21 protein-coding genes and 1 tRNA gene are annotated in these 21335 nt (G+C 72.1%); 10 read left to right on the forward strand and 12 right to left on the reverse strand.

From position 1 onward, the window contains the following. Positions 1-512 (reverse strand): dephospho-CoA kinase (gene coaE / locus GCU67_RS18985; RefSeq protein WP_163612926.1); only part of this gene is annotated, 512 nt, incomplete at its 3' end. Positions 513-714: 202 nt separating this feature from the next. On the opposite strand from coaE, the gene GCU67_RS18990 reads away from it, so the two are divergent. Continuing rightward, a complete protein-coding gene (locus GCU67_RS18990; protein ID WP_163612927.1) occupies positions 715-972 on the forward strand; it encodes a hypothetical protein in 258 nt (85 codons plus the stop codon). 49 nt (positions 973-1021) lie between these two features. Here GCU67_RS18990 and GCU67_RS18995 read toward each other — a convergent pair whose 3' ends face one another. Together GCU67_RS18995 and rpsA are read right to left on the reverse strand one after the other, a co-directional pair. Continuing rightward, positions 1022-1711 (reverse strand): hypothetical protein, encoded by a 690-nt coding sequence (locus tag GCU67_RS18995; RefSeq protein WP_163612928.1) that lies wholly within the window; start codon positions 1709-1711, stop codon positions 1022-1024. A gap of 30 nt (positions 1712-1741) precedes the next feature. Continuing rightward, positions 1742-3214 (reverse strand): 30S ribosomal protein S1, encoded by a 1473-nt coding sequence (gene rpsA, locus GCU67_RS19000; protein ID WP_163612929.1) that lies wholly within the window; start codon positions 3212-3214, stop codon positions 1742-1744. A 224-nt stretch (positions 3215-3438) separates the two neighbouring features. Between rpsA and GCU67_RS19005 the strand changes: the two genes are divergently transcribed. Next, entirely contained in the window at positions 3439-4299 is an 861-nt protein-coding gene (locus tag GCU67_RS19005) for a class I SAM-dependent methyltransferase (protein ID WP_163612930.1), read from the forward strand. Positions 4300-4377: 78 nt separating this feature from the next. On the opposite strand, the gene GCU67_RS19010 is transcribed toward GCU67_RS19005, so the two are convergent. Genes GCU67_RS19010 through GCU67_RS19025 form a run of 4 tightly spaced genes read right to left on the reverse strand, consistent with a single transcriptional unit; the run spans position 4378 to position 7669 of the window. Next, positions 4378-4737, reverse strand: a complete 360-nt coding sequence (locus tag GCU67_RS19010; RefSeq protein WP_163612931.1) for a hypothetical protein — start codon at positions 4735-4737, stop codon at positions 4378-4380. A 43-nt stretch (positions 4738-4780) separates the two neighbouring features. Beyond that, complete coding sequence (locus GCU67_RS19015) at positions 4781-5644, reverse strand: DODA-type extradiol aromatic ring-opening family dioxygenase (RefSeq protein ID WP_163612932.1); 864 nt, start codon at positions 5642-5644, stop codon at positions 4781-4783. Then, positions 5637-6479, reverse strand: coding sequence for a citryl-CoA lyase (locus tag GCU67_RS19020; RefSeq protein ID WP_163612933.1), 843 nt, complete (start codon positions 6477-6479; stop codon positions 5637-5639). Before GCU67_RS19020 ends, GCU67_RS19015 begins: the two co-directional genes overlap by 8 nt. Continuing rightward, positions 6476-7669 (reverse strand): CaiB/BaiF CoA transferase family protein, encoded by a 1194-nt coding sequence (locus GCU67_RS19025; RefSeq protein WP_163612934.1) that lies wholly within the window; start codon positions 7667-7669, stop codon positions 6476-6478. Before GCU67_RS19025 ends, GCU67_RS19020 begins: the two co-directional genes overlap by 4 nt. 219 nt (positions 7670-7888) lie before the next feature. On the opposite strand from GCU67_RS19025, the gene GCU67_RS19030 reads away from it, so the two are divergent. Together GCU67_RS19030 and GCU67_RS19035 are read left to right on the forward strand one after the other, a co-directional pair. Next, positions 7889-9382 (forward strand): amidohydrolase family protein, encoded by a 1494-nt coding sequence (locus GCU67_RS19030; RefSeq protein WP_163612935.1) that lies wholly within the window; start codon positions 7889-7891, stop codon positions 9380-9382. 86 nt (positions 9383-9468) lie between these two features. After that, on the forward strand, positions 9469-10293 hold the full coding sequence (locus GCU67_RS19035) for an IclR family transcriptional regulator domain-containing protein (protein WP_163612936.1): 825 nt from the start codon (positions 9469-9471) through the stop codon (positions 10291-10293). A 153-nt stretch (positions 10294-10446) separates the two neighbouring features. Here GCU67_RS19035 and polA read toward each other — a convergent pair whose 3' ends face one another. Further along, entirely contained in the window at positions 10447-13188 is a 2742-nt protein-coding gene (polA, locus tag GCU67_RS19040) for a DNA polymerase I (RefSeq protein ID WP_163612937.1), read from the reverse strand. Positions 13189-13258: 70 nt separating this feature from the next. Between polA and GCU67_RS19045 the strand changes: the two genes are divergently transcribed. The 5 genes from GCU67_RS19045 (at position 13259) to GCU67_RS19065 (ending at position 18067) form a co-directional block, all read left to right on the forward strand. Continuing rightward, positions 13259-13663 carry a hotdog fold thioesterase gene (locus GCU67_RS19045; protein WP_163612938.1) on the forward strand — a complete coding sequence of 135 codons (405 nt, stop codon included), beginning with the start codon at positions 13259-13261 and terminating at the stop codon, positions 13661-13663. A gap of 194 nt (positions 13664-13857) precedes the next feature. Next, a complete protein-coding gene (locus tag GCU67_RS19050; RefSeq protein ID WP_338105157.1) occupies positions 13858-15165 on the forward strand; it encodes a branched-chain amino acid ABC transporter permease in 1308 nt (435 codons plus the stop codon). Between the two features lie 4 nt (positions 15166-15169). Next, positions 15170-16168, forward strand: a complete 999-nt coding sequence (locus GCU67_RS19055; protein WP_163612939.1) for a branched-chain amino acid ABC transporter permease — start codon at positions 15170-15172, stop codon at positions 16166-16168. Further along, complete coding sequence (locus GCU67_RS19060) at positions 16158-17219, forward strand: ABC transporter ATP-binding protein (RefSeq protein WP_163612940.1); 1062 nt, start codon at positions 16158-16160, stop codon at positions 17217-17219. Before GCU67_RS19055 ends, GCU67_RS19060 begins: the two co-directional genes overlap by 11 nt. Next, on the forward strand, positions 17216-18067 hold the full coding sequence (locus GCU67_RS19065; protein WP_338105158.1) for an ABC transporter ATP-binding protein: 852 nt from the start codon (positions 17216-17218) through the stop codon (positions 18065-18067). Before GCU67_RS19060 ends, GCU67_RS19065 begins: the two co-directional genes overlap by 4 nt. A 70-nt stretch (positions 18068-18137) precedes the next feature. On the opposite strand, the gene GCU67_RS19070 is transcribed toward GCU67_RS19065, so the two are convergent. From GCU67_RS19070 to GCU67_RS22905, 4 genes are all read right to left on the reverse strand, one after another. Beyond that, positions 18138-18566: a DUF1772 domain-containing protein gene (locus tag GCU67_RS19070; protein WP_163612941.1), complete on the reverse strand. Its 429-nt coding sequence runs from the start codon at positions 18564-18566 to the stop codon at positions 18138-18140. Further along, entirely contained in the window at positions 18563-18889 is a 327-nt protein-coding gene (locus GCU67_RS19075; protein WP_163612942.1) for a hypothetical protein, read from the reverse strand. The genes GCU67_RS19070 and GCU67_RS19075 overlap by 4 nt, the downstream gene beginning before the upstream one ends. Positions 18890-18976: 87 nt before the next feature. Then, positions 18977-20329, reverse strand: coding sequence for an ABC transporter substrate-binding protein (locus GCU67_RS19080; RefSeq protein WP_163612943.1), 1353 nt, complete (start codon positions 20327-20329; stop codon positions 18977-18979). Positions 20330-20555: 226 nt separating this feature from the next. Beyond that, complete coding sequence (locus tag GCU67_RS22905; RefSeq protein ID WP_163612944.1) at positions 20556-21176, reverse strand: response regulator; 621 nt, start codon at positions 21174-21176, stop codon at positions 20556-20558. 67 nt (positions 21177-21243) lie between these two features. Here GCU67_RS22905 and GCU67_RS19090 point away from each other — a divergent pair. Beyond that, a tRNA-Leu gene (locus GCU67_RS19090) sits at positions 21244-21320 on the forward strand. The last annotated feature ends 15 nt before the right edge of the window (positions 21321-21335 follow it).

Raw genomic sequence — 21335 nt, forward strand, 5'->3', positions numbered from 1 at the left:
ACCACGTCGGCCACGGCCCGGCGCTCCTCGTCGCTCGCCTGGCTGGCCATCCTGGCCCGGGCGTCCTCGGCGGACAGTCCGCGGCCGACCAGCCGCTGCACCCGGGTGTCCGGGTCGGCCTCGACGACCAGCACGAGGTCGTAGCTGCCCGCCTGCCCGGTCTCCACGAGCAGGGGGACGTCCTGGACCACGACGGCGTCCGCGGGGGCCGCAGCGACCAGCTCGGCGGCCCGGGCGCGCACCAGCGGGTGGACGATCCCGTCGAGCCGGGCGCGGGCCGCGGTGTCGCCGAACACGATCGACGCCAGCGCGCCCCGGTCGAGCGCACCGTCGGCGGCCAGCACGCCCTCGCCGAACTCCGCGGCCACGGCGGCCAGCCCCGGGGTGCCGGGCTCGACCACCTCCCGGGCGATCCGGTCGGCGTCCACCACCTGCGCCCCGCGCTCGGCGAGCAGCGCCGCCACCGTGCTCTTGCCCGACCCGATGCCACCGGTCAACCCGATCCTCAGCACCCGGCGACCCTATAAGGACCCCGTCCCACCCACCCCTCGCACGCTCGGGGCGGGGCCCTGGACGGGGCCGCGAACAGCCTTTGATATCGGGTTGGTCACGGCGCGTCGTGCCCGGCGCGTCGTGGTCCAGTCACACCAGTCACAGGACTTATCTTTCGTCCCGGTGGACCTCCCCCGCCACAGCAGAGAGGCAGCGACGATCATGTCCCGTTCCACGAGCACTGGCACACCGTCGGCTGTCGGCACCCTCCCCCGTGGCCGGCACCGCATCGAGAACCCCGCGGGGCTGCGGGTCGCCGACCTCATCGGCGGGCGCGCCACGCTGCCGCAGACCCGGCGCGGGACGGCCTTCTTCCGGGCACTCGTGCCCAGCTTCTCCGCCGGCCGGCACACCTGGGCCTCCCTCGCCAGCGCCGGTGGCCGCCCGCGCACCGCGTTCGCGATCATCCTCAGCCTCTGAACCCACCGCGGGGCGTCCCTGCCCCGCACGAGCCCGCTCGGCGGGCGCGTCAGCCGGTCGGTGAGGCGGAGGCCGGACCTGTTCCTGTGGCCTCCGGGGCCGGGCTGTCGGCGGCGAGCACAGCGCCCATGAGCGACTGCAGCGCCGTCTGCGTGCCGGCCGGGTCCAGGACGCCCGGCACGAGCGACAGCGAGTAGGTGCGGGTGTCGACGGTGGCGATGAGCGTCGTCTCGTCGGGTCCGCTGAGCAGGACGGCCGAGGCGCCGGGCACCGCGGCCTGATCCGAGCGCACCCCCTGGGCCTGCTGCGCGTCGACCGTCGCGTCGACCCGGTCCGCGGCGGCCTGCGCGTCGGTGTAGGTGAAGACCGACAGCTGCATCAGCGGGTCGGCCGCGGCGGAGTCCTCGGTGGCCGCGAGCACCCCGAACCCGCAGGTGACCCGGCCGGTGCGGCCGATCTCCGGTTGGGGGGTGCCGACGGTGAAGGTGGTCTCCCCGGGCAGCGGTGTGCCGAGGGCGTTGTCGATCTGCCGCAGCGACAGCAGCCCCGAGCACCCCTCGGGCAGCTCGTAGACCGGCGCCGCGGTCGTGGCGGGGGCCGACGTTGACGGCGGTGCACTGCTGGTGGCTGCGACCACGGGTGCGGCGTCCGGGGTGCTGCTGCACCCCGTGAGCACCACCAACCCCACCAGCCCCAGGAACGACCGTGCGCCGCCCACCCGGATGGGTGGACGGCGCACGGTCATGTGCTGCTCAGGTCAGCCGCGAGGTCACTCGCCGCCGGCGAGCTTGGCCCGCAGCGCGGCCAGGGCCTCGTCGGAGGCCAGGGTGCCGCCGGTCGAGGCGCCGCTCTCGTCGTCGTCGACCTCGGCGGCGCTGGAGTAGCTGCCACCGGCAGCTGCCTCGGCGTCGGCCGCCTTGGCCTCGGCGATCTGCTTGCGGTGCGCCTCGAAGCGGGCCTGGGCGTCGGCGTACTGCTTCTCCCAGCGCTCGCGGGCCTCGTCGTAGCCCTCGAGCCACTCGCCGGTCTCCGGGTCGAAGCCCTCCGGGTAGATGTAGTTGCCCTGCTCGTCGTAGGACGCGGACATGCCGTAGGCGGCGGGGTCGAACTGCTCCTCGTCGCCGATGACGCCCTCGTTGGCCTGCTTGAGCGACAGCGAGATGCGGCGGCGGTCCAGGTCGATGTCGATGACCTTGACCAGGATCTCGTCGCCGACCTGCACGACCTGCTCCGGGATCTCCACGTGGCGCTCGGCCAGCTCGGAGATGTGCACCAGGCCCTCGATGCCCTCGTCGACGCGCACGAACGCACCGAAGGGGACCAGCTTGGTGACCTTGCCGGGGACGACCTGCCCGATCTGGTGCGTGCGGGCGAACTGACGCCACGGGTCCTCCTGCGTCGCCTTCAGCGACAGGGAGACCCGCTCACGGTCCAGGTCGACGTCGAGGACCTCGACGGTGACCTCCTGGCCCACCTCGACGACCTCGGACGGGTGGTCGATGTGCTTCCAGGACAGCTCGGAGACGTGCACCAGGCCGTCGACGCCACCCAGGTCCACGAAGGCACCGAAGTTGACGATCGAGGAGACGACGCCCGTGCGGACCTGGCCCTTGGCGAGCTTGTTGAGGAACTCGCTGCGCACCTCGGACTGGGTCTGCTCCAGCCACTGGCGGCGGGACAGGACCACGTTGTTGCGGTTCTTGTCGAGCTCGATGATCTTCGCCTCGAGCTCGCGGCCCACGTAGGGCTGCAGGTCGCGGACGCGGCGCATCTCGACCAGCGAGGCGGGGAGGAAGCCACGCAGGCCGATGTCGAGGATCAGGCCGCCCTTGACGACCTCGATGACGATGCCGGTGACGACCTCGTCGGCCTCCTTCTTGGCCTCGATCGTGCCCCAGGCGCGCTCGTACTGTGCGCGCTTCTTGGACAGGATCAGCCGGCCCTCCTTGTCCTCCTTCTGGAGGACGAGGGCTTCCACCTCGTCGCCGACCTTGACGACCTCGGTGGGGTCGACGTCGTGCTTGATGGAGAGCTCACGCGAGGGGATGACGCCCTCGGTCTTGTAGCCGATGTCCAGCAGCACCTCGTCCCGGTCGACCTTGACGATCACGCCTTCGACGATGTCGCCGTCGTTGAAGTACTTGATGGTCTGGTCGATGGCGGCGAGGAAGTCCTCGGCGGTGCCGATGTCGTTCACCGCGACCTGGGGGGTGCTGTCGGGACGGACCTGGGTGGAGGTCATGAAGTCGAGTGCTCCGGACGGGGGATGCGAAGGGACAGGACACCTGCGGCCCAGGTGGGCTGCAGGGGAAGTTCACGGGAGAGGCGCGGTGCCGAGCACCCCGGACAGGGGGTCGTCGCCACAGACCTCAGGCGTGGTCCTCCATGGTACGTACCTGCGGGAGACGGGTCCATCCGGGTCCGGCGCCGGATCGGACGCCCCCGGCGTGTCACGATCGCCCGGCCATGGACCCCTCCCCCGGCGGCCTGCCCGCGACCTCCCTGCCCCTCGCCGAGGACGGCTACCCCGCCGCCGGCGGGGTCACCCGGCGCCCTACCGGCCCGGCCGAGTCGGCCCGGGCCAACCGCGGCTGGTGGGACGCCGCCGCGCCGGCCTACCTGGCCGAACACGGCTCGGACCTCGGGGACAGCGACTTCCTGTGGTGCCCGGAGGGCCTGCGCGAGGCCGACGCACACCTGCTCGGGGACGTCGCCGGCCGGCGGGTGCTGGAGATCGGCTGCGGGTCGGCGCCGTGCTCGCGGTGGCTGCGGCTGGCCGGCGCCTCCCCCGTGGCGCTCGACGTCTCCGGCGGCATGCTCGCCCGCGCCGCGGAGCTCAACCGCAGCACCGGCGTCGACGTCCCGCTGCTGCAGGCCGACGCCGGGGTCCTGCCGCTGGCCGACGCCAGCGTCGACCTGGCCTGCTCGGCCTTCGGTGGGCTGCCCTTCGTCAGTGACGCCCGCGCGGTGCTGACCGAGGTGGCCCGGGTGCTGGTCCCCGGCGGCCGGCTCGTCGCCTCGGTCAACCACCCGATGCGCTGGCCGATGCCGGACTCCCCGGACCCCGAGGACCTGCGCGTCGTGTCCTCCTACTTCGACCGCGCGCCCTACGTCGAGACCGACGACCGCGGCCGCACCGTCTACGTGGAGCACCACCGGACGATCGGCGACTGGGTGCGGGCGGTGGTGGGCGCCGGATTCGTGCTCACCGACCTCGTCGAGCCCGAGTGGACCCCTGGCCGTACCGAGACCTGGGGCCAGTGGTCACCGGAGCGCGGCGCCCTGATGCCCGGCACGCTGGTCCTGGTCTGCGACCTCCCGGGCTAGACCGCGGCCCACGACCCGCTCTGGACGAGCCGGGTCCGCGGCGGGCCGGCGCGGGGCTGCAGGCAGCGGGGTCGGTCCTCAGGTGGAGATGTCGGGGTAGGGCATGGTCACGTGGTCCATGGCCCTGGCGTAGGCCAGCTGGTACTCCATCGGCCCGTGGTCGCGCTCGAACATCGCGATGAACAGGGTGAGGGTGAGGAACGGGTGGGCGCCCATCGCGAACAGCGTGACGTGGTCCTGCTCGGTCAGCGCGCGCCGTTCCTCGTCGCTGAACGCCAGCCACGTCGTCTTCTCGGCAGCGGTGGAGTTGAGCAGGGTGTTGGCCATCTCGGCCTCCCACCACCGCACCGTGCCGACCGGGTCCTCGCGGTAGCGCTCGGTGAGCTCGGGGTCCCGGTCGACCGTGAACAGGAACTTGTCCAGCAGGTACTTGCTCATGACCTCTCCTCACCGGTGCGCGTGCCCATGACCACTGATCGGCTCACCGGGGGTCCCCCTGCGGGTACCAGGTGAAGTAGGCCTCCATCGTGTGGAAGAGGTCCAAGGTGTCGACGTGGTCGGCCTCCTGGCCGGCCCCGGCCACGCCCATCATGAGCATGAAGTCCATGAACCCGTGGGTGGCGTTGCCCGGGTGGTGGAGGCTGTCGAGGGTCACCTCGGCCAGGCAGCCCTCGATGTCGCCCTTGGCGATCCACTCCACGGCCTTGCGGTCGAAGTCCGGGTCGGGCCCGTGCTCGCCGAACTGGCGGGGCCCGCCCAGCTCCAGGCTCAGGTGCCCGGTGCCGATGACCGCCACCCGCTTGTCGCTCTCCCAGGACTCGACCATCTCCCGCAGCGCCTGCCCCAGCTGCACGAAGCGCTGGGGGCGGGGCATCGGCGGGGCGAAGATGTTGGTGTAGACCGGCACGATCGGCAGGTCGGCCTCGGGCCGCAGCGTGATGATCGGGCAGGTGATGCTGTGGTCGATCCGCAGCTCGTTGCTGAACGCCAGGTCGAAGTCCCGGTCCAGCCCGTCGCGCAGGATGTGCGCGGCCAGCTCCTCCTCCCCCCGCAGCGTCATCTTCGGCAGGCCGAACTCACGTTCCTCGTTGTGCCAGTTGGCGTCGAAGAACGGCGCCTTGCCCACCAGGAACTGCGGCATGTTGTCCAGCCACAGCTGGTGGAAGTGGTCGCTGCCCACCATCACCAGGACGTCGGGCCGGGCGGCGGTCAGCGTCTCCCGGAACCGCTCGATCTTGGCCACCCACTCGTCGGCGAACGGGGGGCGGTCGGCGCCGGTCGCGGTGCTGGCGCGGTGGTAGAAGGGGTGGTGGGTGGACGCGACCACTGCGACGAGTTCAGCCATGAGGACCTCCGTTGGTCTCGGGGCGCGGGAGCGGGTCGGGGACGAAGGGGTCCGGGTCGACCGACCGGTTGTTGAGGTCGACGGAGAGGAAGACGTCGTTGGCCACCGGGTGCCGGATCTCCTCGGCCAGCTGACCGATCAGCCCGGCCGTGCGGGCCAGCAGCGCGAAGCCGCGCAGCAGCTCCAGCGGCAGCCCGAGGTCGGCCAGCGCGGCGCCGCAGACCCCGGCGCCGTTGAGCGGCAGCGCGCGGCCCAGCACCTCGGGGTGCACGCGGCCGATCGCGGCGAACAGCGACAGGTGCGGGCCGACCAGCCCCTCCTCGCCGGCGATCTGGAACAGCCGCGGGGTGCGCGGGTCGCCGTCCTTGTGCACGTGGTGGCCCAGTCCCGGCACGAACCGGCGGGCCGCGCACTGGGCGGTGACCGTCTCCAGGGCCAGGGCGTCCCAGCCGGCGTCGTCGGTGGGCAGGTCGCCGTCGACGCCGGTGAGCACGTCGTGCAGGAACCGGCCGCAGTCCTCGGTGACGCCGAGGAACCGGCTGCCCCCGCCGAGCAGGCCGGCGGCGAGTGCGCCCTGCACCGAGTCCGGCGCCGACAGGTAGGTCAGCCGGGTGACGATCGCGGTGGGCGTGAACCCGTGGTCGGCGAGCGCGGCCAGGACCGCCTCGAACACCCGGGTCTCCCCCGGCGTGGGACGGCGCTGGGTGGCCAGCCAGAAGGCGAGCTCGCCGAAGCCGACGCTGCCCATCACGTCGCGGGCCAGGTCGGAGCCGAGCAGGGTGATCGACTCCCGGCTCGAGGCGCCGAGTGCGGTGGGGTACTCGGGGGTGCTCACGCGGTCCCTCCCTCGGGGGCGGCCAGCCAGCGGCGGACCTCGGCGCCGTGCTCGTCGAGCCCGGGCGGGGGCAGCCGGTAGCCGACCGGCGTCCTGGAGAAGGTGATCGGGTTGCGCACCATCGGGACGGCGTCGGCTCCCTCCCCCACCTCGACCACCGGGTCCAGGCCGATGCCCTCGGCGAAGGCGACGCCCTGGTCGACGGTGTTGATCGGCCCGCAGGGCACACCGGCGGCGATGATGTCGGTGAACCAGTCGAGCTTCGAGCGGGTCTGCAGCCGCTCGACCAGCAGCGGGCGCAACTGGTCGCGGTTGGCCGTGCGGTCCTCGTTGCGGGCGAAGCGCGGGTCCTCGGCCAGCTCGGGGACGCCGAGCACCTCGGCCAGCTTGCGGAACTGGCCGTTGTTGCCGGCCGTGATGATCAGGTCGCCGTCGGCGCAGGGCAGCGGCTCGTAGGGGAACAGACTGGGGTGGCTGTTGCCCATCCGGAACGGGACGACGCCGCCGGCGACGACCGCGCTGGCGTGGTTGACCAGCCCGGACAGCGACGAGGACAGCAGGTTGACCTCGACGTGCTGGCCGCGGCCGGTCTCGTGCCGGGAGTTCAGCGCGGCCAGGACGCCGATGGTCGCGTGCAGGCCGGCCATCACGTCGAAGACGGAGATGCCCGCCCGGAACGGCTCGCCCTCCGGGTCCCCGGTGAGGCTCATCAGCCCGGAGATCGCCTGGACGATGAGGTCGTAGCCGGGCAGCTCGGCGCCACCGGGCTGACTGCCGAAGCCGGTGATCGAGGCGTAGACGACCCGCGGGTTGGTGGCCGCGACGGTGTCGAAGTCCAGCCCGAAGCGGGCCAGGCCGCCGCTCTTGAAGTTCTCGATGACGACGTCGGCCCGGCGGGCCAGCTCGCGGGCCACCGCCAGGTCGCCGGGGTCCTTGAGGTCCAGGGCGACCGAGCGCTTGTTGCGGTTGACGCCCAGGTAGTAGGTGGACACCCCCTCGCGGACCGGCGGCTGCCAGCTGCGGGTGTCGTCGCCCGCCGGGCCCTCGACCTTGACCACCTCGGCGCCCATGTCGGCGAGGAGCATGGTGGCGTACGGACCCGCCAGGATCCGGGAGAAGTCGGCCACCAGCAGTCCGGCCAGGGGTCCGCGCCCGGGCTCGACGCCCGGCGCAGGTGGTGGCGCGCTCATGGATTCCCCTCTGCTGGTGCCGCACAACGGACACGCGTCCGCCGTCAGCTGCCCGGCAGTCTCAGCCGCTGTCGGCCGCACTGTCAAGGCCATCGAGTGAACTGGGTCACCGGTGCACGCGGTCTTGACACCGTGTGCCAGGTCACTCCACAGTGGCCGGGACGGCGACGCGGCCGCCAGACGGACGGCTGTCCGTCACTGTCCCGAGGAGATCCACCGATGGTCCATCCCGACAACGGCGTCGAGCAGCCCGCGACCGGACGCCCGGTCGTGCTGCGCGGCGGCACCGTGCTGACCATGGACGCGGCACACACCGTCCTCACCGACGCCGACGTGCTGGTCGTCGGCGACCGGATCGCCGCCGTGGGCCGGCAGCTCGACGTCCCCGAGGGCACCATCGAGGTCGACGCCACCGGCGGCATCGTGATGCCCGGGATGATCGACACGCACCGGCACATGTGGCAGACGGCCATGCGCGGCTACGGCGCCGACTGGACCCTCACCCAGTACTTCGTCTGGTACTACCTCGAGCACGGGAAGGCCTTCCGCCCCGAGGACGTGCACGCGGGCAACCTGCTCTCGGCCTGGGACGCCCTGGAGGCCGGCGTCACCACCACCGTCGACTGGTCGCACGGGCTGCAGACCGTCGACCACGCCGAGGCCGCCGCCGACGCCCTGCTCGCCGTCCCCGGCCGGTTCGTCCTGGCCTACGGCAACATCCAGGCCGGGCCCTGGGAGTGGGCCACCGACCCGGCCGTCCAGGCCTTCCTGCGCCGCCGGCGCGACGAGGGCCGGCTCGGGCTGCAGCTGGCCTTCGACGTCACCGGCGACCCGGCGTTCCCGGAGAAGGCCGCCTTCGAGGCCGCCCGCGAGCTCGACCTGCCCGTCACCACCCACGCCGGCGTGTGGGGCGCGACCAACGACGACGGCATCCGGCTGATGCACGAGCACGGCTTCATGACCCCCGAGACGGTCTACGTGCACGCGGCCACGCTGACCGCCGACTCCTACCACCGCATCGCGGCCACCGGCGGCTCGATCTCGGTGTCGACGGAGTCCGAGCAGAGCGCCGGGCAGGGCTACCCGCCCACCTGGCAGGTGCGTCAGCACGGCATCCCGGTGTCGCTGTCGATGGACACCAGCGTGTGGTGGAGCAGCGACCTGTTCTCGGCGATGCGGACGACGCTCGGCGCTGACCGGTCCCGGGAGCACCTGGAGGCCCACGCCAAGGGCGAGACCATCACCTCGGTGCACCTGCGCGCCGAGCAGGTCGTGGACTGGGCGACCCGCGGTGGCGCCCAGGCCCTGGGCCGGGACGACCTCGGCAGTCTCGAGGTCGGCAAGAAGGCCGACGTGGTGCTGATCAAGAACGACCGCTCGCCGGTGTCCTTCCCGCTGCTCAACCCCTACGGCCACGTGGCCTTCCAGGCCCAGCGCGGCGACGTGCACACCGTCCTGGTCGACGGCCGGGTCGTGAAGAGCGAGCACCAGCTGGTCGGCGTCGACCTCGCCGCGGTCCGCCACAGCGTCGACGCCACCGTCGAGCACCTGCGCTCGAGCATGGGCGAGGAGGCGTGGACGGCGGGGATGAACCCGACGCTGCCCAGCGAGGAGCTGCTGGACAACCCCTACTCCTACACCGACTACAAGTCGGCCAGCACCCACGGCGCCCGGCACAGCGACGAGCTGGGCGACGAGGTCGGCGCCGGCTGACCTCTGGCGCCGTCCCGCCCACCCGGCCGGGACGGCGCCGCCACGAGCCCTGCGGGACGACGACGGACGGCTGGGAGGGGACGGACATGGCGGGTCGAGGAACCGGACCGGACTTCGTCGAGGCGCTGGCCCGCGGGCTGGACGTGCTGGCCTGCTTCGACGCCGACCGGCCGGTCATGTCGCTGTCCGACGTGGCCGCCGCCGCGGGGCTGGCCCGGCCGACCGCGCGCCGGCTGCTGCTGACGCTGGAGGAGCTGGGCTTCGTGCGCACCTCCGCCGGGGCGTTCCAGCTGACCCCCAAGGTGCTCACCCTCGGCATGGCCTACGTCGGCGCGCTCGGGCTGTGGGACATCGCCCGGCCGCACCTGGAGGCGCTGGTCGCCCGCAGCGGCGAGTCCTCCTCGATGGCCCAGCTGGACGGCTCGGACATCGTCTACGTCGCCCGGGTCGCGGTGCCCAAGCTGATCGCGCTGCGGGTGGAGATCGGCACCCGGTTCCCCGCGGCGCAGACCTCCCAGGGCAAGGTGCTGCTGGCCGCGCTGCCGGCCGAGGAGCTCGCCGCCGCCCTAGCCGAGCCCAGCCGGTCGGGGCTGCCGCCCTACATCGGCCGCTCGCGCGAGGCCCTGGAGACCGAGCTGACCGAGGTGCGGGCCCGCGGCTGGGCGCTGGCCGACGAGGAGCTGGCCCCCGGGGTGCGCTCGGTCGCCGTCCCGGTGCGGGACGCGACCGGGGCCGTGCGGGCCGCGATGAACGTGACGGTCCACGCCGCGGAGACCTCGATCGACCGGCTGCTCACCGAGCACCTGCCACTGCTGCTGCGCACCGCCGGCGACGTCAGCGCCGAGTGGGCGTTGTGGCAGTCACGACCGCACGCCGAGGTCCGCCGCGCCGACCGCCCCGCCACCGCCTGACCCGTCCCCCCGCACCTACGCCTGTCCCCCGCCATCAACGCTGCTACAGGGGGCCAGACGGTGATCAGGTGACCTGATCACCGTCTGCCAGCGCCGGCCACCCTGCAGGGTCCCGCCGCGAGCCTGCGAGTGGCGGGGAGCAGGGTGGTCCTCCTAGTGGGCGGCGTCGTCCCAGGTCGTGCCGAAGCCGACGGAGACCTCCATGGCCACCGACAGCTGGGCGGCGCCGGCCATCTCGCGGCGGACCAGGGTCTCCAGCGCTTCGTGCTCGCCCTCGGCGACCTCGAGGACCAGTTCGTCGTGGACCTGCAGCAGCATCCGCGACCGCAGTCCCTCGGCCTCGATCGCCTTCTCCACCTTCAGCATGGCGACCTTGATGACGTCAGCGGCCGAGCCCTGGATCGGTGCGTTGAGCGCCATCCGCTCGGCCATCTGCCGCCGCTGCCCGTTGTCGCTGGTCAGGTCGGGCAGGTAGCGCCGCCGCCCCAGCGTCGTCTCGGTGTAGCCGGTCTGCCGGGCGTCGTCGACCACGCCGTCCAGGTAGTCGCGGATGCCGCCGAAGCGCTCGAAGTAGGCGTGCATCTGCTCCCGGGCCTCCTCGACGGAGATGTTCAGCTGCCCCGACAGCCCGTAGGCGCTCAGCCCGTAGGCCAGCCCGTAGCTCATCGCCTTGATCCGCCGGCGCATCTCCGGGTCGACCTGCTCGATCGGGATGCCGAATGCCCGCGACGCGACGAAGGAGTGCAGGTCCTCCCCCGAGGAGAACGCCTCGATCAGGCCGGCGTCCTCGGACAGGTGGGCCATGATCCGCATCTCGATCTGGCTGTAGTCGGCGGTCATCAGCGACTCGAAGCCGGCACCGACGACGAACGCCTGCCGGATGCGCCGGCCCTCGGCGCTGCGGATCGGGATGTTCTGCAGGTTCGGGTCGGTCGAGCTCAACCGCCCGGTGGCCGCGATCGTCTGCTGGAACGTGGTGTGGATCCGGCTGTTGTCGTCGACCATCGGGATGAGCCCGTCGATGACGGTGCGCAGCCGGGTGACGTCGCGGTGCCGCAGCAGGTGCTCGAGGAACGGGTGCCCGGTGGAGGCCAGCAGCGAGGTTAGCGCGTCGGCGTCGGTGGTGTAGCCGGTCTTGTTCTTCTTCGTCTTCGGCAGGCCCAGCTCGTCGAACAGCACCGCCTGCAGCTGCTTGGGCGACCCGAGGTTGATCTCCTTGCCGATGACCGCGTAGGCCTCCTGCGCGGCGTCCGCGACCGCGGTGGCGAACTCCCGCTGCAGCTCGTGCAGGAACTCCAGGTCCACGGCGATGCCGCGGTGCTCCATCGAGGCCAGCACGCGGGTCAGCGGCAGCTCGATGTCGGTGAGCAGGTGGTCCCCGCCCTTGGAGCCGAGCACCTGCTCCAGGGCGTCGGAGAGGTCGTTGACCGCCACCGCCTTGAGGACGTCGGCGTGCGCGGCCGCCGCGGCGACGTCGTCCTCGGTGGGGCCGAGACCGTCCAGGGTGAGCTGGGCGGGCTGCACCTCCTCGTCCCGGATCTCGCGCTTGAGGTAGCGCACGGCGAGGTCGGCGAGGTCGAAGGACCGCTGGCCCGGGGCGGCCAGGTAGGCGGCCAGGGCGGTGTCGCTGGCGATGCCCTGCAGGTCCCAGCCGCGCTCCAGGACCGCCAGCAGCGGGCCCTTGACGTCGTGCACGATCTTCGGGCGCGCCGGGTCGCGCAGCCAGGCGGCCAGCGCCTGCTCGTCGGCGGGGTCCAGGGCCGGACCGAGGTCGACGAAGGTGGCGTGGTCGTCGGCGGCGGCCAGCGCGAGGCCGGTCAGCTCCCCCACCCCACGGCCCCACGAGCCGCGGAACACCACGCCGGTGTGCCCGGTGCGGGCGTGCGCGTCCAGCCACTCGCCCAGGCCACCGGGGGCCACCACGTCGGCGGTGACGTCGAAGCCGCCCTCGACCTCGGGCTCGGGGGTGGCCAGGGTGGCGAACAGCCGGTCGCGGAGTACCCGGAACTGCAGGTTGTCGAAGAGGGTGTGCACCTCGTTGCGGTCCCAGGGCTGGACGGCGAGGTCGGCCGGGCCCACCTCCAGCGGCACCGCCCGGTCCAGCTCGGTGAGCCGGCGGTTCTGCATCACCTGGGAGAGGTGCTCGCGCAGCTTCTCCCCCACCTTGCCCTTGACCGTGTCGACCTGGTCGACCAGTGCGTCCAGGGAGCCGTACTCGCGCACCCACTTGGCGGCGGTCTTCTCCCCCACGCTCGGGATCGAGGGCAGGTTGTCGCTGGGGTCGCCCCGCAGCGCGGCGAAGTCGGGGTACTGGGTGGGGGTCAGGCCGTACTTGGTCTCGACCTCCTCCGGGGTGAACCGGGTCAGGTCGGACACGCCCTTGCGCGGGTAGAGCACCGTGACGTGGTCGTTGACCAGCTGCAGCGCGTCGCGGTCACCGGTGCAGATCGCCACGTCCATGCCCAGCTCGACCGCCTGCACGGTGAGGGTGGCGATGACGTCGTCGGCCTCGTAGTTCTCCGCGGTGATCACCGGCACGTGCAGCGCCCCGAGGACCTCCTGCACCAGGCTGACCTGACCGCGGAAGTCCGTCGGGCTCTCGGACCGGTTCGCCTTGTAGTCGGCGAAGATCTCGCTGCGGAAGGTCTTGCGGCTGACGTCGAAGGCGACCGCCAGGTGCGTGGGCTGCTCGTCGCGCAGCACGTTGATCAGCATCGACGTGAAGCCGTAGACGGCGTTCGTCGGCTGACCGGTGGTCGTAGAGAAGTTCTCCACCGGCAGGGCGAAGAAGGCCCGGTAGGCCAGCGAGTGGCCGTCGAGCAGCAGCAGCCGCGGGCGAGCGCCGTCGGCGCTCGTGACGGCGGTGGACTGGGGGGCGGCGACCGGAGCGGACATCGACCCGATCCTATGTGCGGGGTACGACCGTCCGGACCGCGCGCGCTCCCCCGCTGGCTACCGTGCCCCGGTGACCACACCCCGACCGGACTGGCTGCCGCCGCTGACCGGCCCCCTGGACGCCAAGCTCGGCATCGAGATCGTCGACTGGGACCCCGACCGCCTGGTCGGCACGATGCCGGTCGCCGGCAACGAGCAGCCCTTCGGCCTGCTGCACGGCGGGGCGACCTGTGCGCTGGCCGAGAGCCTCGGGTCGGTGGCCGGGCTGCTGCACGCCGGGCCCCGCGGGGGCGTCGTGGGCATCGAGCTGTCGGCCAGCCACCTGCGGGCGGCGTCGTCCGGGGCGGTCACCGGGGTGTGCACGCCGGTGCACCGCGGCCGCACCCTGGCCACCTTCCTGATCGCCGTCTCCGACGACGCCGGGCGGGCGACCGCGAGCGTCCGGCTCACCTGCCTGCTCCGCCCGGCGCGCTGACGACCGGTCGTGCACGACGGGTCGGCTACCACGTCGGCGTGTCGCAGAAGGGTCACGACGGGTCCCTGCAGGTCGTTCCGCGTAACAGGGGTGGGTTACTGTCCCGGCTCAACCAACGGCTGGGAGGTCGAGTGACGCACGCGCCGCAGCGCGCCCGAGGGCACGGTGAGGGCAGCACGGCAGGCAGAGGACAGGTGGGCACGTCCACCGCCCGACGCCGGTCCCGGTGGCTCCGGAGCCGCCGTCCGCTGGTCCTGACCCTGCTCCTCGCGGCCTTCACCATGGCGCTGGCCATGCTCATGCCGGGCATCGCCTCGGCCGCGAACGAGGCGGTCACGGGCACCCTGCAGACCAGCCGCAGTGGCCCGATCGCCGGCGTCCCGGTGACCGTCGAGACCGCCGCCGGCGACCCCGTCGACACCGCCGAGACCGACGAGAACGGCCGGTTCGCCGTCCCGGTCCCCGGTCCCGGCGAGTACGAGGTCACCATCGACCCCGAGGCGCTGCCCGACGGCGTCGAGCTCGGCGACCGCGGTGAGTCGCTCACCGTCACCGTCGGCCCCAACCGGGCACAGCCGGTGCTCTTCGGGCTGGCCGACGGCACGTCCAACGCCGGCGGCGGGTCCGTCGAGGCCGTCCAGCTGCTCGTCGACGGCATCCGCTTCGGCCTGCTCATCGCCGTCTGCGCGGTCGGCCTCTCGCTGATCTACGGCACCACGGGGCTGACCAACTTCGCGCACGGCGAGCTGGTCACGATCGGCGCCGTCGTCGCCTGGTACGTCAACGTCCAGGGGGGCATCCCGCTCATCCCGGCCACGATCATCGCGATGATCGTGGGCGCGGCCGTGGGTGCGCTCAACGAGCTCGCCATCTGGCGGCCGCTGCGCCGCCGGGGCACCGGCCTGGTCGCGGCGCTGGTGGTCTCCATCGGCCTGTCGATGCTGCTGCGCTACCTGGTGCAGATCGTCTACGGCGGGTTCTCCAGCCCGTATGCGGACTACCAGACCCAGCGCACGGTCGACTACGGCGTCTTCACCATGACCAACCGCTCGCTGGCCTCGATCGTCATCTCGGTGGTCGTGCTGGTGCTGGTCGCGCTCATGCTGCAGCGCACCACGATCGGCAAGGCCATGCGGGCGGTCGCCGACAACCGCGACCTGGCCGCCTCCTCCGGGATCGACGTCAACCGCGTGATCCTCGTCGTCTGGATGATGGGCGGGGCGCTGGCCACCCTCGGTGGTGTGCTCCTCGGCCTGTCCGACCAGGTGCAGTGGGACATGGGCTTCCGCCTGCTGCTGCTCATGTTCGCCGGGGTCACCCTGGGTGGCCTGGGCACCGCCTACGGCGCCCTCGTCGGCAGCCTCATCGTCGGCGTGTTCGTGCAGATGTCCACCCTCGTCATCCCCAGTGACGTGAAGTACGTCGGAGGGCTCCTTCTGTTGATCGTCATCCTCGTTCTGCGGCCCCAGGGCATCCTGGGCAGCCGGGCCCGGATCGGCTGACGCCATGTCCGAGCTCCTCGACGCGTTCGCGATCGCCGGCAAGGCGTTCTTCGGCTTCCAGGCGATCTTCTTCGCCCTGCTCGCCATCGGCATCAACGTGCACTTCGGCTACACCGGGCTGCTGAACTTCGGGCAGATCGCCTTCGCGATGCTCGGCGGCTTCGGCATCGCCATCTCCGTCAGCATGTGGGGCCTGCCCTTCTGGGTCGGCGTCATCGTCGGTGTGGCCGCCGCCGTCGTCCTGGCGCTGCTGCTGGGTCTGCCGACCCTGCGGCTGCGCGCGGACTACCTGAGCATCGTCACCATCGCTGCCGCGGAGGGCCTGCGCCTGCTCTTCCGCTCGGTCTCGGCCACGCCGGTGACCGGTGGCACCCGGGGCCTGTCGGCGTTCAACGCCGACTTCATCAACCTGGCCCCCTGGGACCCGGCCGGCCGCCACCAGATCCTGGGCACGTCCTGGAGCGGCGGCGAGCTGTGGGTGGCGCTCATCGGCTGGCTGCTGGTGACCGTCTTCAGCCTGCTGGTCTGGCAGCTCATGCGCAGCCCCTGGGGCCGGGTGGTCAAGGCCATCCGTGAGGACGAGGACGCCGTCCGCGCACTGGGCAAGAACGTCTACGCCTACAAGATGCAGGCCCTGGTGCTGGGCGGTGTGATCGGCGCCTTCGGCGGCATGGTCTACGCCGTCGCCACCGGGTCGGCGATCCCCGACCAGTACCAGAACGCCAACACGTTCCTGGCCTACGCGGCGCTGATCCTCGGCGGTGCGGCCCGGGTGCTCGGCCCGGTCATCGGGTCGATGCTTCTGCTGTTCATCCTGCAGTTCGCCGACACCGGCCTGCGGGCGCTGATCGACAACGGCGTCATCCCCGAGGCACTGCTGTCCTCCACCGACGTGGCGCAGATCCGCTTCGTCCTGGTCGGCCTCGGGCTCATGCTGTTGCTGGTGTTCCGCCCGCAGGGCATCTTCGGTGACCGACGAGAGGTGATGCTCGATGCCCGCTGACCCGTCAGCGCACGGCGCCCACGCAGCGAGGCCCGAGGAGCTGTCGACCGCCCAGGTCGCGGCCGCCCTCCCGGGCACCGCCCCGACCGGCCGGCCGGCTCCCCAGCGGCTGGCGCAGGCCGCCCTCAAGGACCTCCCCTGGGAGGTCGGCGTGGCCAAGCCCGACCCGGCGATCGTCGTCGACGGCGTGACCCGCGTCTTCGGCGGCCTCACCGCCGTCTCGGTCGACCACCTGGAGATCCAGCGCGGCGGCATCACCGGCCTGATCGGGCCCAACGGTGCCGGCAAGACCACGCTGTTCAACCTGATGACCGGCTTCGACCAGCCCAACACCGGCACCTGGTCCTTCGACGGCAAGGACCTCGGCAAGCTGGCCCCCCACCAGGTGGCCCGGCTCGGTGTGGTCCGCACCTTCCAGCTGACCAAGGCGCTGTCCCGGCTCACCGTGCTGCAGAACATGCTGCTCGGCGCCCAGGGCCAGCGTGGCGAGAGCTTCCTGCGTGCCCTGGTGCCCGGCGGGTGGCGCGCCCAGGAGAAGGAGAACACCGAGAAGGCGATGGACCTGCTGCGGCGGTTCAAGCTCGACGCCAAGAAGGACGACTTCGCCGGCATCCTCTCCGGTGGTCAGCGCAAGCTGCTCGAGATGGCCCGCGCGCTGATGAGCGACCCGAAGGTCGTCATGCTCGACGAGCCGATGGCCGGGGTGAACCCCGCGCTTACCCAGAGCCTGCTCGGGCACGTCAAGGACCTCCGCGAGGAGGGCATGACGGTCATCTTCGTCGAGCACGACATGGACGTCGTCCGCGACATCAGCGACTGGGTCGTCGTCATGGCCGCCGGCAAGGTCATCGCCGAGGGCCCGCCGGAGTCGGTGTCGCAGAACCAGGCCGTCGTCGACGCCTACCTGGGCGCGCACCACGACGCCCCGCTGACCGTCGAGGAGGAGGACCAGGTCCTCGCCGAGGTGGAGGCGGAGATCGCCCGCGAGGAGCAGGGCCCGCCGCGGGTCCCGCACGCGAACCGCAGTGACGAGAAGGACGGTCTGGTGTGAGCGAGCCCCTGTTCGAGGTCGACGAGACCGGCGAGGACGTCACCCGCGCCCAGACCGCGGCGACCGGTGAGCTGTCCCCCGCCGAGAAGGCCGCCACCCGCGAGGAGCACCTCAAGCTCGCCGAGGGTGCCCTGGTGCGCGCCGACGACCTGGTCGCCGGCTACGTGCCCGGGGTCAACATCCTGCGGGGTTGTGACTTCTACCTGCAGGACGGCGAGCTGGTCGGCATCATCGGGCCCAACGGTGCCGGCAAGTCGACGCTGCTGAAGACGCTGTTCGGGCTCATCCCCGTGCGCTCGGGCGCGGTCACCCTGCGCGGGGAGGACCTCACCGGCGCACCGGCGCACAAGCTGGTCTCGATGGGCGTCGGCTACGTGCCGCAGAACAACAACGTGTTCCCCTCCCTCACCATCGAGGAGAACATGCAGATGGGCGTGTACCTGCGCCCGAAGTCGTTCAAGGAGCGGTTCGACTACGTCATCGACCTGTTCCCGCTGCTCGGCGAACGGCGCAAGGGCAAGGCCGGGTCGCTGTCCGGCGGTGAGCGCCAGATGGTGGCGATGGGCCGCGCGCTGATGATGGACCCGTCGGTGCTGCTGCTCGACGAACCCTCGGCCGGCCTCTCCCCCGCCTACCAGGACGAGGTGTTCATCCGCTGCCGGCGGATCAACGCCACCGGCGTCTCGATCATCATGGTCGAGCAGAACGCCCGCCGGTGCCTGCAGATCTGCGACCGCGGCTACGTGCTCGACCAGGGCCGCAACGCCTACACCGACACCGGCCAGTCGCTGATGAACGACCCCAAGGTCATCGAGCTGTACCTGGGCACCCTGGCCAAGGCCAAGTAGCCCGCACCTGCTCCAGCCGGACGGCGTCGCCCCCTGTGGGGGCGGCGCCGTTCGTCGTCTGCGGGTCGGGTCAGCCCAGCACGGCCCAGGCGCTGGCGGCCACGTTGACCGTGGCAGCGGCGACCCGCAGCGTGTCCGCGCGCAGCAGCCCGGCGTAGGCGGCCGGGTCGAAGCCACCGGCCAGCTGCCGGTGCCGGGGCACGGCGAGCAGTGCGGTGGCCAGCAGGACGGCGGCCAGGCACGCGGCGCTGACCACCACCCCGGCCGCGCGGACGCCGTGGGGCCGGTCGAGCAGCAGCCAGGCGGTGGTGACCAGCTGCCCGGCGAACAGCGGCCCGACCACCCGGGAGATGCGCCGGGAGTGGCTCGCCTCGTAGGCCGCCGAGGCCGCGGCCGGCACCGCGGTGAACTGCGGGTACACCAGCACCCGCACGGTCCACTGGAAGCCGGCGTACCCGCCGACCAGGAGCACGTGCGCGACGGCCAGGCCGCTGGTCACCGGCGGCCCGGGGACTTGGCGGGCTTGCCCCGCCACTGCAGGCTCTGCGCGTCGAGCTCGCGCAGCAGCGGGTCACCCTCGGCATCGATGCGCTCGGCCAGCCCCACCGCGGTGTGCAGCTGGGCGTCGTCCAGCTGCGCGAAGGCCGGGGAGCGGCGGCGGTCCAGCACGTCGTACCAGCGGCCGCCGACCGCGTGGTCGAGCACGATCCGGCCGAAGCAGTGGTCGGCGGTCACCACCCACCCCTCGGCCCGGGCCCGGCGGGGCAGCCGGTCGAGCACCAGCTCGCGGTAGCGGGCCAACAGGAGCGCGCGGTCGTCCACCCCGGAGAGTCTGCCCCCCGCACAGCACTGCGGCCCGGCACCCCCGGGAGGGGTGCCGGGCCGCAGCCTGGTGCAGGGGTCAGCGGGTCAGCGCTGGGGCCCCACGCCCTGGGTGTTGAGACCCTGGATGATCCGCGAGGACTCCTCGAACCCGATGACGATGATGCCGTCGGGGGCGAAGGTGGTCATCTGCTGGACCTCGGCGTCGTAGTTCGCCGCCTGCGGGTCGTAGACGACCGTCTGGATCGAGTCCTCGGACAGACCGCCGGCGACCAGGTTGTTCTTGGTGTTCTCCGCCAGGCCCGTGCCGTACGGGTCGTTGGTGGCGAGGATGCCGACGGTGTTGTTGCCGTCCTGCAGGATCAGGTCCGACAGCGCGGTGGCCTGCAGCGTGTCCGGGGGCGCGGTGCGGAAGTACAGCCCCTGGTCGGCGTAGTCGGTGAACTGGTCGGAGGTGTTCGCCGGGGAGATCTGCATGACGCCGGCCTGGGTGATCGTGTCGATCACGGTCAGGCTGACGCCGGAGGAGGCGGCACCGACGATCGCGTTCACACCGGACTGCAGCAGCCGGTCGACGGTCTGGGTGGCGGTGTCGGTGGAGGCGTCACCGGAGTCACCGGTCACCAGGGTGATGGGCTTGCCCAGCACACCGCCGGCGGCGTTGATGTCGTTGATCGCCAGCTGGACGCCGGCGACCTCCGGCGGGCCGAGGAAGGCCAGGTTGCCGGTCTCGGGCAGCAGGGTGCCGATGGTCAGCGGCTTGTCGCTGGTGGCGCCTGCGGCGACCGGCGCGGGGCCGGCCTCGGTGACGGCGTTGGCCTCGTCACCGGCGATGACGAACTCGGTCTTCGAGTCGTCGAGGGCGTTGTCGGTGCCGAACTGCAGCAGACCGAAGCTGGCCTGGGCCGGCTCACCGGCCTCGGCGAAGCTCAGCGGACCGGAGACGCCGTCGTAGTCGACGTCCCTGCCGGCGTTGATGATCGCCAGGCAGGCGGCGAAGTCGGAGCACTTGTCGCCGCCCACGGTCAGCGCGTTGACGTACGGGCCGAAGGTGCGGGCGTCGGTGGACCCGGCCGACTGGGAGGCCATGGCCACCAGCATCACGGCGTCGTAGGACTCACCGGCGTAGTTGAAGTCCTTGAGGGCGGGGTCGACCTCCTTGAGGCGGTCGGTGAACTCCGGGCCCAGCTTGGTGAGGGGCGTGGTGCCCTTCATGCCGGCCAGGGAGCCCTCGGCCTGGAAGTCCTCACCCAGGGCGTTGCCCATGTTGCCGTCGGTGCCGTAGATGTTGACCTGCTTGGCGCCGCCGCTGCTGGCGGCCGCGCCGGTGCTGCCGGCGGAACCGCTGGCGGCGTCGTCGCTGCTGCCGCCACAGGCGCTCAGCGCCAGGAGGGCTGCGCCGGACAGGGCGGTGGCGCGGGCGATAGTGCCTGTGCGCATCAAGTTGCTCCCAGAGGTTTGAGTACGTTCCCATCGCCCCGCGGCAGGCTGGGTGCACCTGCCGGGGCCCGATCAGTGCGGAAAACCTAACTGCCACCTCAGGCGGTGATGCCACCGTCCGCTGCACCGTGACGAGGTCGTGACCTTCCTGTCACGCCAGCGCCACATCTCGATCAGCGCGACACGCCGTTGCAACACGCCGGGGAACAGGCCCCGGCGCGCCCGGTCAGGAGCCGGCGGGGCCCGCCGGGGACGCGGCGTCGTCGGCCGGCGTCTCGATGGCGAGGACGGCCTCGGCCAGGGCCCGCATCGAGGTGCGCTCGTTCATCGCGGTGCGCTGGATCCAGCGGAAGGCCTCGGCCTCGGTGATACCTCGCTCGGCCATCAGCCGGCCCTTGGCCCGCTCGATCACCTTGCGCGCCTCCAGCCGCTCCTTGAGGTCGGCGACCTCGGCGTCGAGGGCGTGCATCTCCTGGAACCGGCCCACGGCTACCTCGATCGCCGGCACCAGGTCGTTCTTGTTGAACGGCTTCACCAGGTAGGCCATCGCACCGGCGTCGCGGGCACGCTCGACCAGCTCACGCTGGCTGAAGGCGGTCAGCACGATCACCGGGGCGATGCGCGCGCCGGCGATCTGCTCGGCGGCGGCTATGCCGTCCAGCACGGGCATCTGGACGTCGAGGACGACGAGGTCGGGTCGCAGCTGCTTCGCCTGGTCGACGGCGGCCTGGCCGTCACCGACCTCGGCGACGACGACGTAGCCCTCCTCCTCAAGCATCTCCTTGAGGTCGAGACGGATGAGGGCCTCGTCCTCGGCGATGAGGACCCTGGTCGGTGCGTTGGTCACGAGGTGATCCTATCGGCCGGGGGACGCGGCCGAGGGCCCGATAGGCTCACCTCACCCGGTTGAGCTGGCCCCCGTACCCCAATCGGCAGAGGGAGCGGATTCAAAACCCGCGCAGTGTGCGTTCGAGTCGCACCGGGGGCACCAAGGGACAAGAACGGG

It is taken from the genome of Modestobacter muralis, from assembly GCF_010682105.1.
GTDB classification, from domain to species: domain Bacteria; phylum Actinomycetota; class Actinomycetes; order Mycobacteriales; family Geodermatophilaceae; genus Modestobacter; species Modestobacter muralis.

Bases quoted from the DNA above. Each gene is read 5' to 3' on its own strand.
- GCU67_RS18990 (WP_163612927.1), top strand. From the start codon at position 715: ATGTCCCGTTCCACGAGCACTGGCACACCGTCGGCTGTCGGCACCCTC.
- rpsA (WP_163612929.1), bottom strand. From the start codon at position 3,214: ATGACCTCCACCCAGGTCCGTCCCGACAGCACCCCCCAGGTCGCGGTG.
- GCU67_RS19005 (WP_163612930.1), top strand. From the start codon at position 3,439: ATGGACCCCTCCCCCGGCGGCCTGCCCGCGACCTCCCTGCCCCTCGCC.
- GCU67_RS19010 (WP_163612931.1), bottom strand. From the start codon at position 4,737: ATGAGCAAGTACCTGCTGGACAAGTTCCTGTTCACGGTCGACCGGGAC.
- GCU67_RS19015 (WP_163612932.1), bottom strand. From the start codon at position 5,644: ATGGCTGAACTCGTCGCAGTGGTCGCGTCCACCCACCACCCCTTCTAC.
- GCU67_RS19025 (WP_163612934.1), bottom strand. From the start codon at position 7,669: ATGAGCGCGCCACCACCTGCGCCGGGCGTCGAGCCCGGGCGCGGACCC.
- GCU67_RS19030 (WP_163612935.1), top strand. From the start codon at position 7,889: ATGGTCCATCCCGACAACGGCGTCGAGCAGCCCGCGACCGGACGCCCG.
- GCU67_RS19035 (WP_163612936.1), top strand. From the start codon at position 9,469: ATGGCGGGTCGAGGAACCGGACCGGACTTCGTCGAGGCGCTGGCCCGC.
- polA (WP_163612937.1), bottom strand. From the start codon at position 13,188: ATGTCCGCTCCGGTCGCCGCCCCCCAGTCCACCGCCGTCACGAGCGCC.
- GCU67_RS19055 (WP_163612939.1), top strand. From the start codon at position 15,170: ATGTCCGAGCTCCTCGACGCGTTCGCGATCGCCGGCAAGGCGTTCTTC.
- GCU67_RS19060 (WP_163612940.1), top strand. From the start codon at position 16,158: ATGCCCGCTGACCCGTCAGCGCACGGCGCCCACGCAGCGAGGCCCGAG.
- GCU67_RS19080 (WP_163612943.1), bottom strand. From the start codon at position 20,329: ATGCGCACAGGCACTATCGCCCGCGCCACCGCCCTGTCCGGCGCAGCC.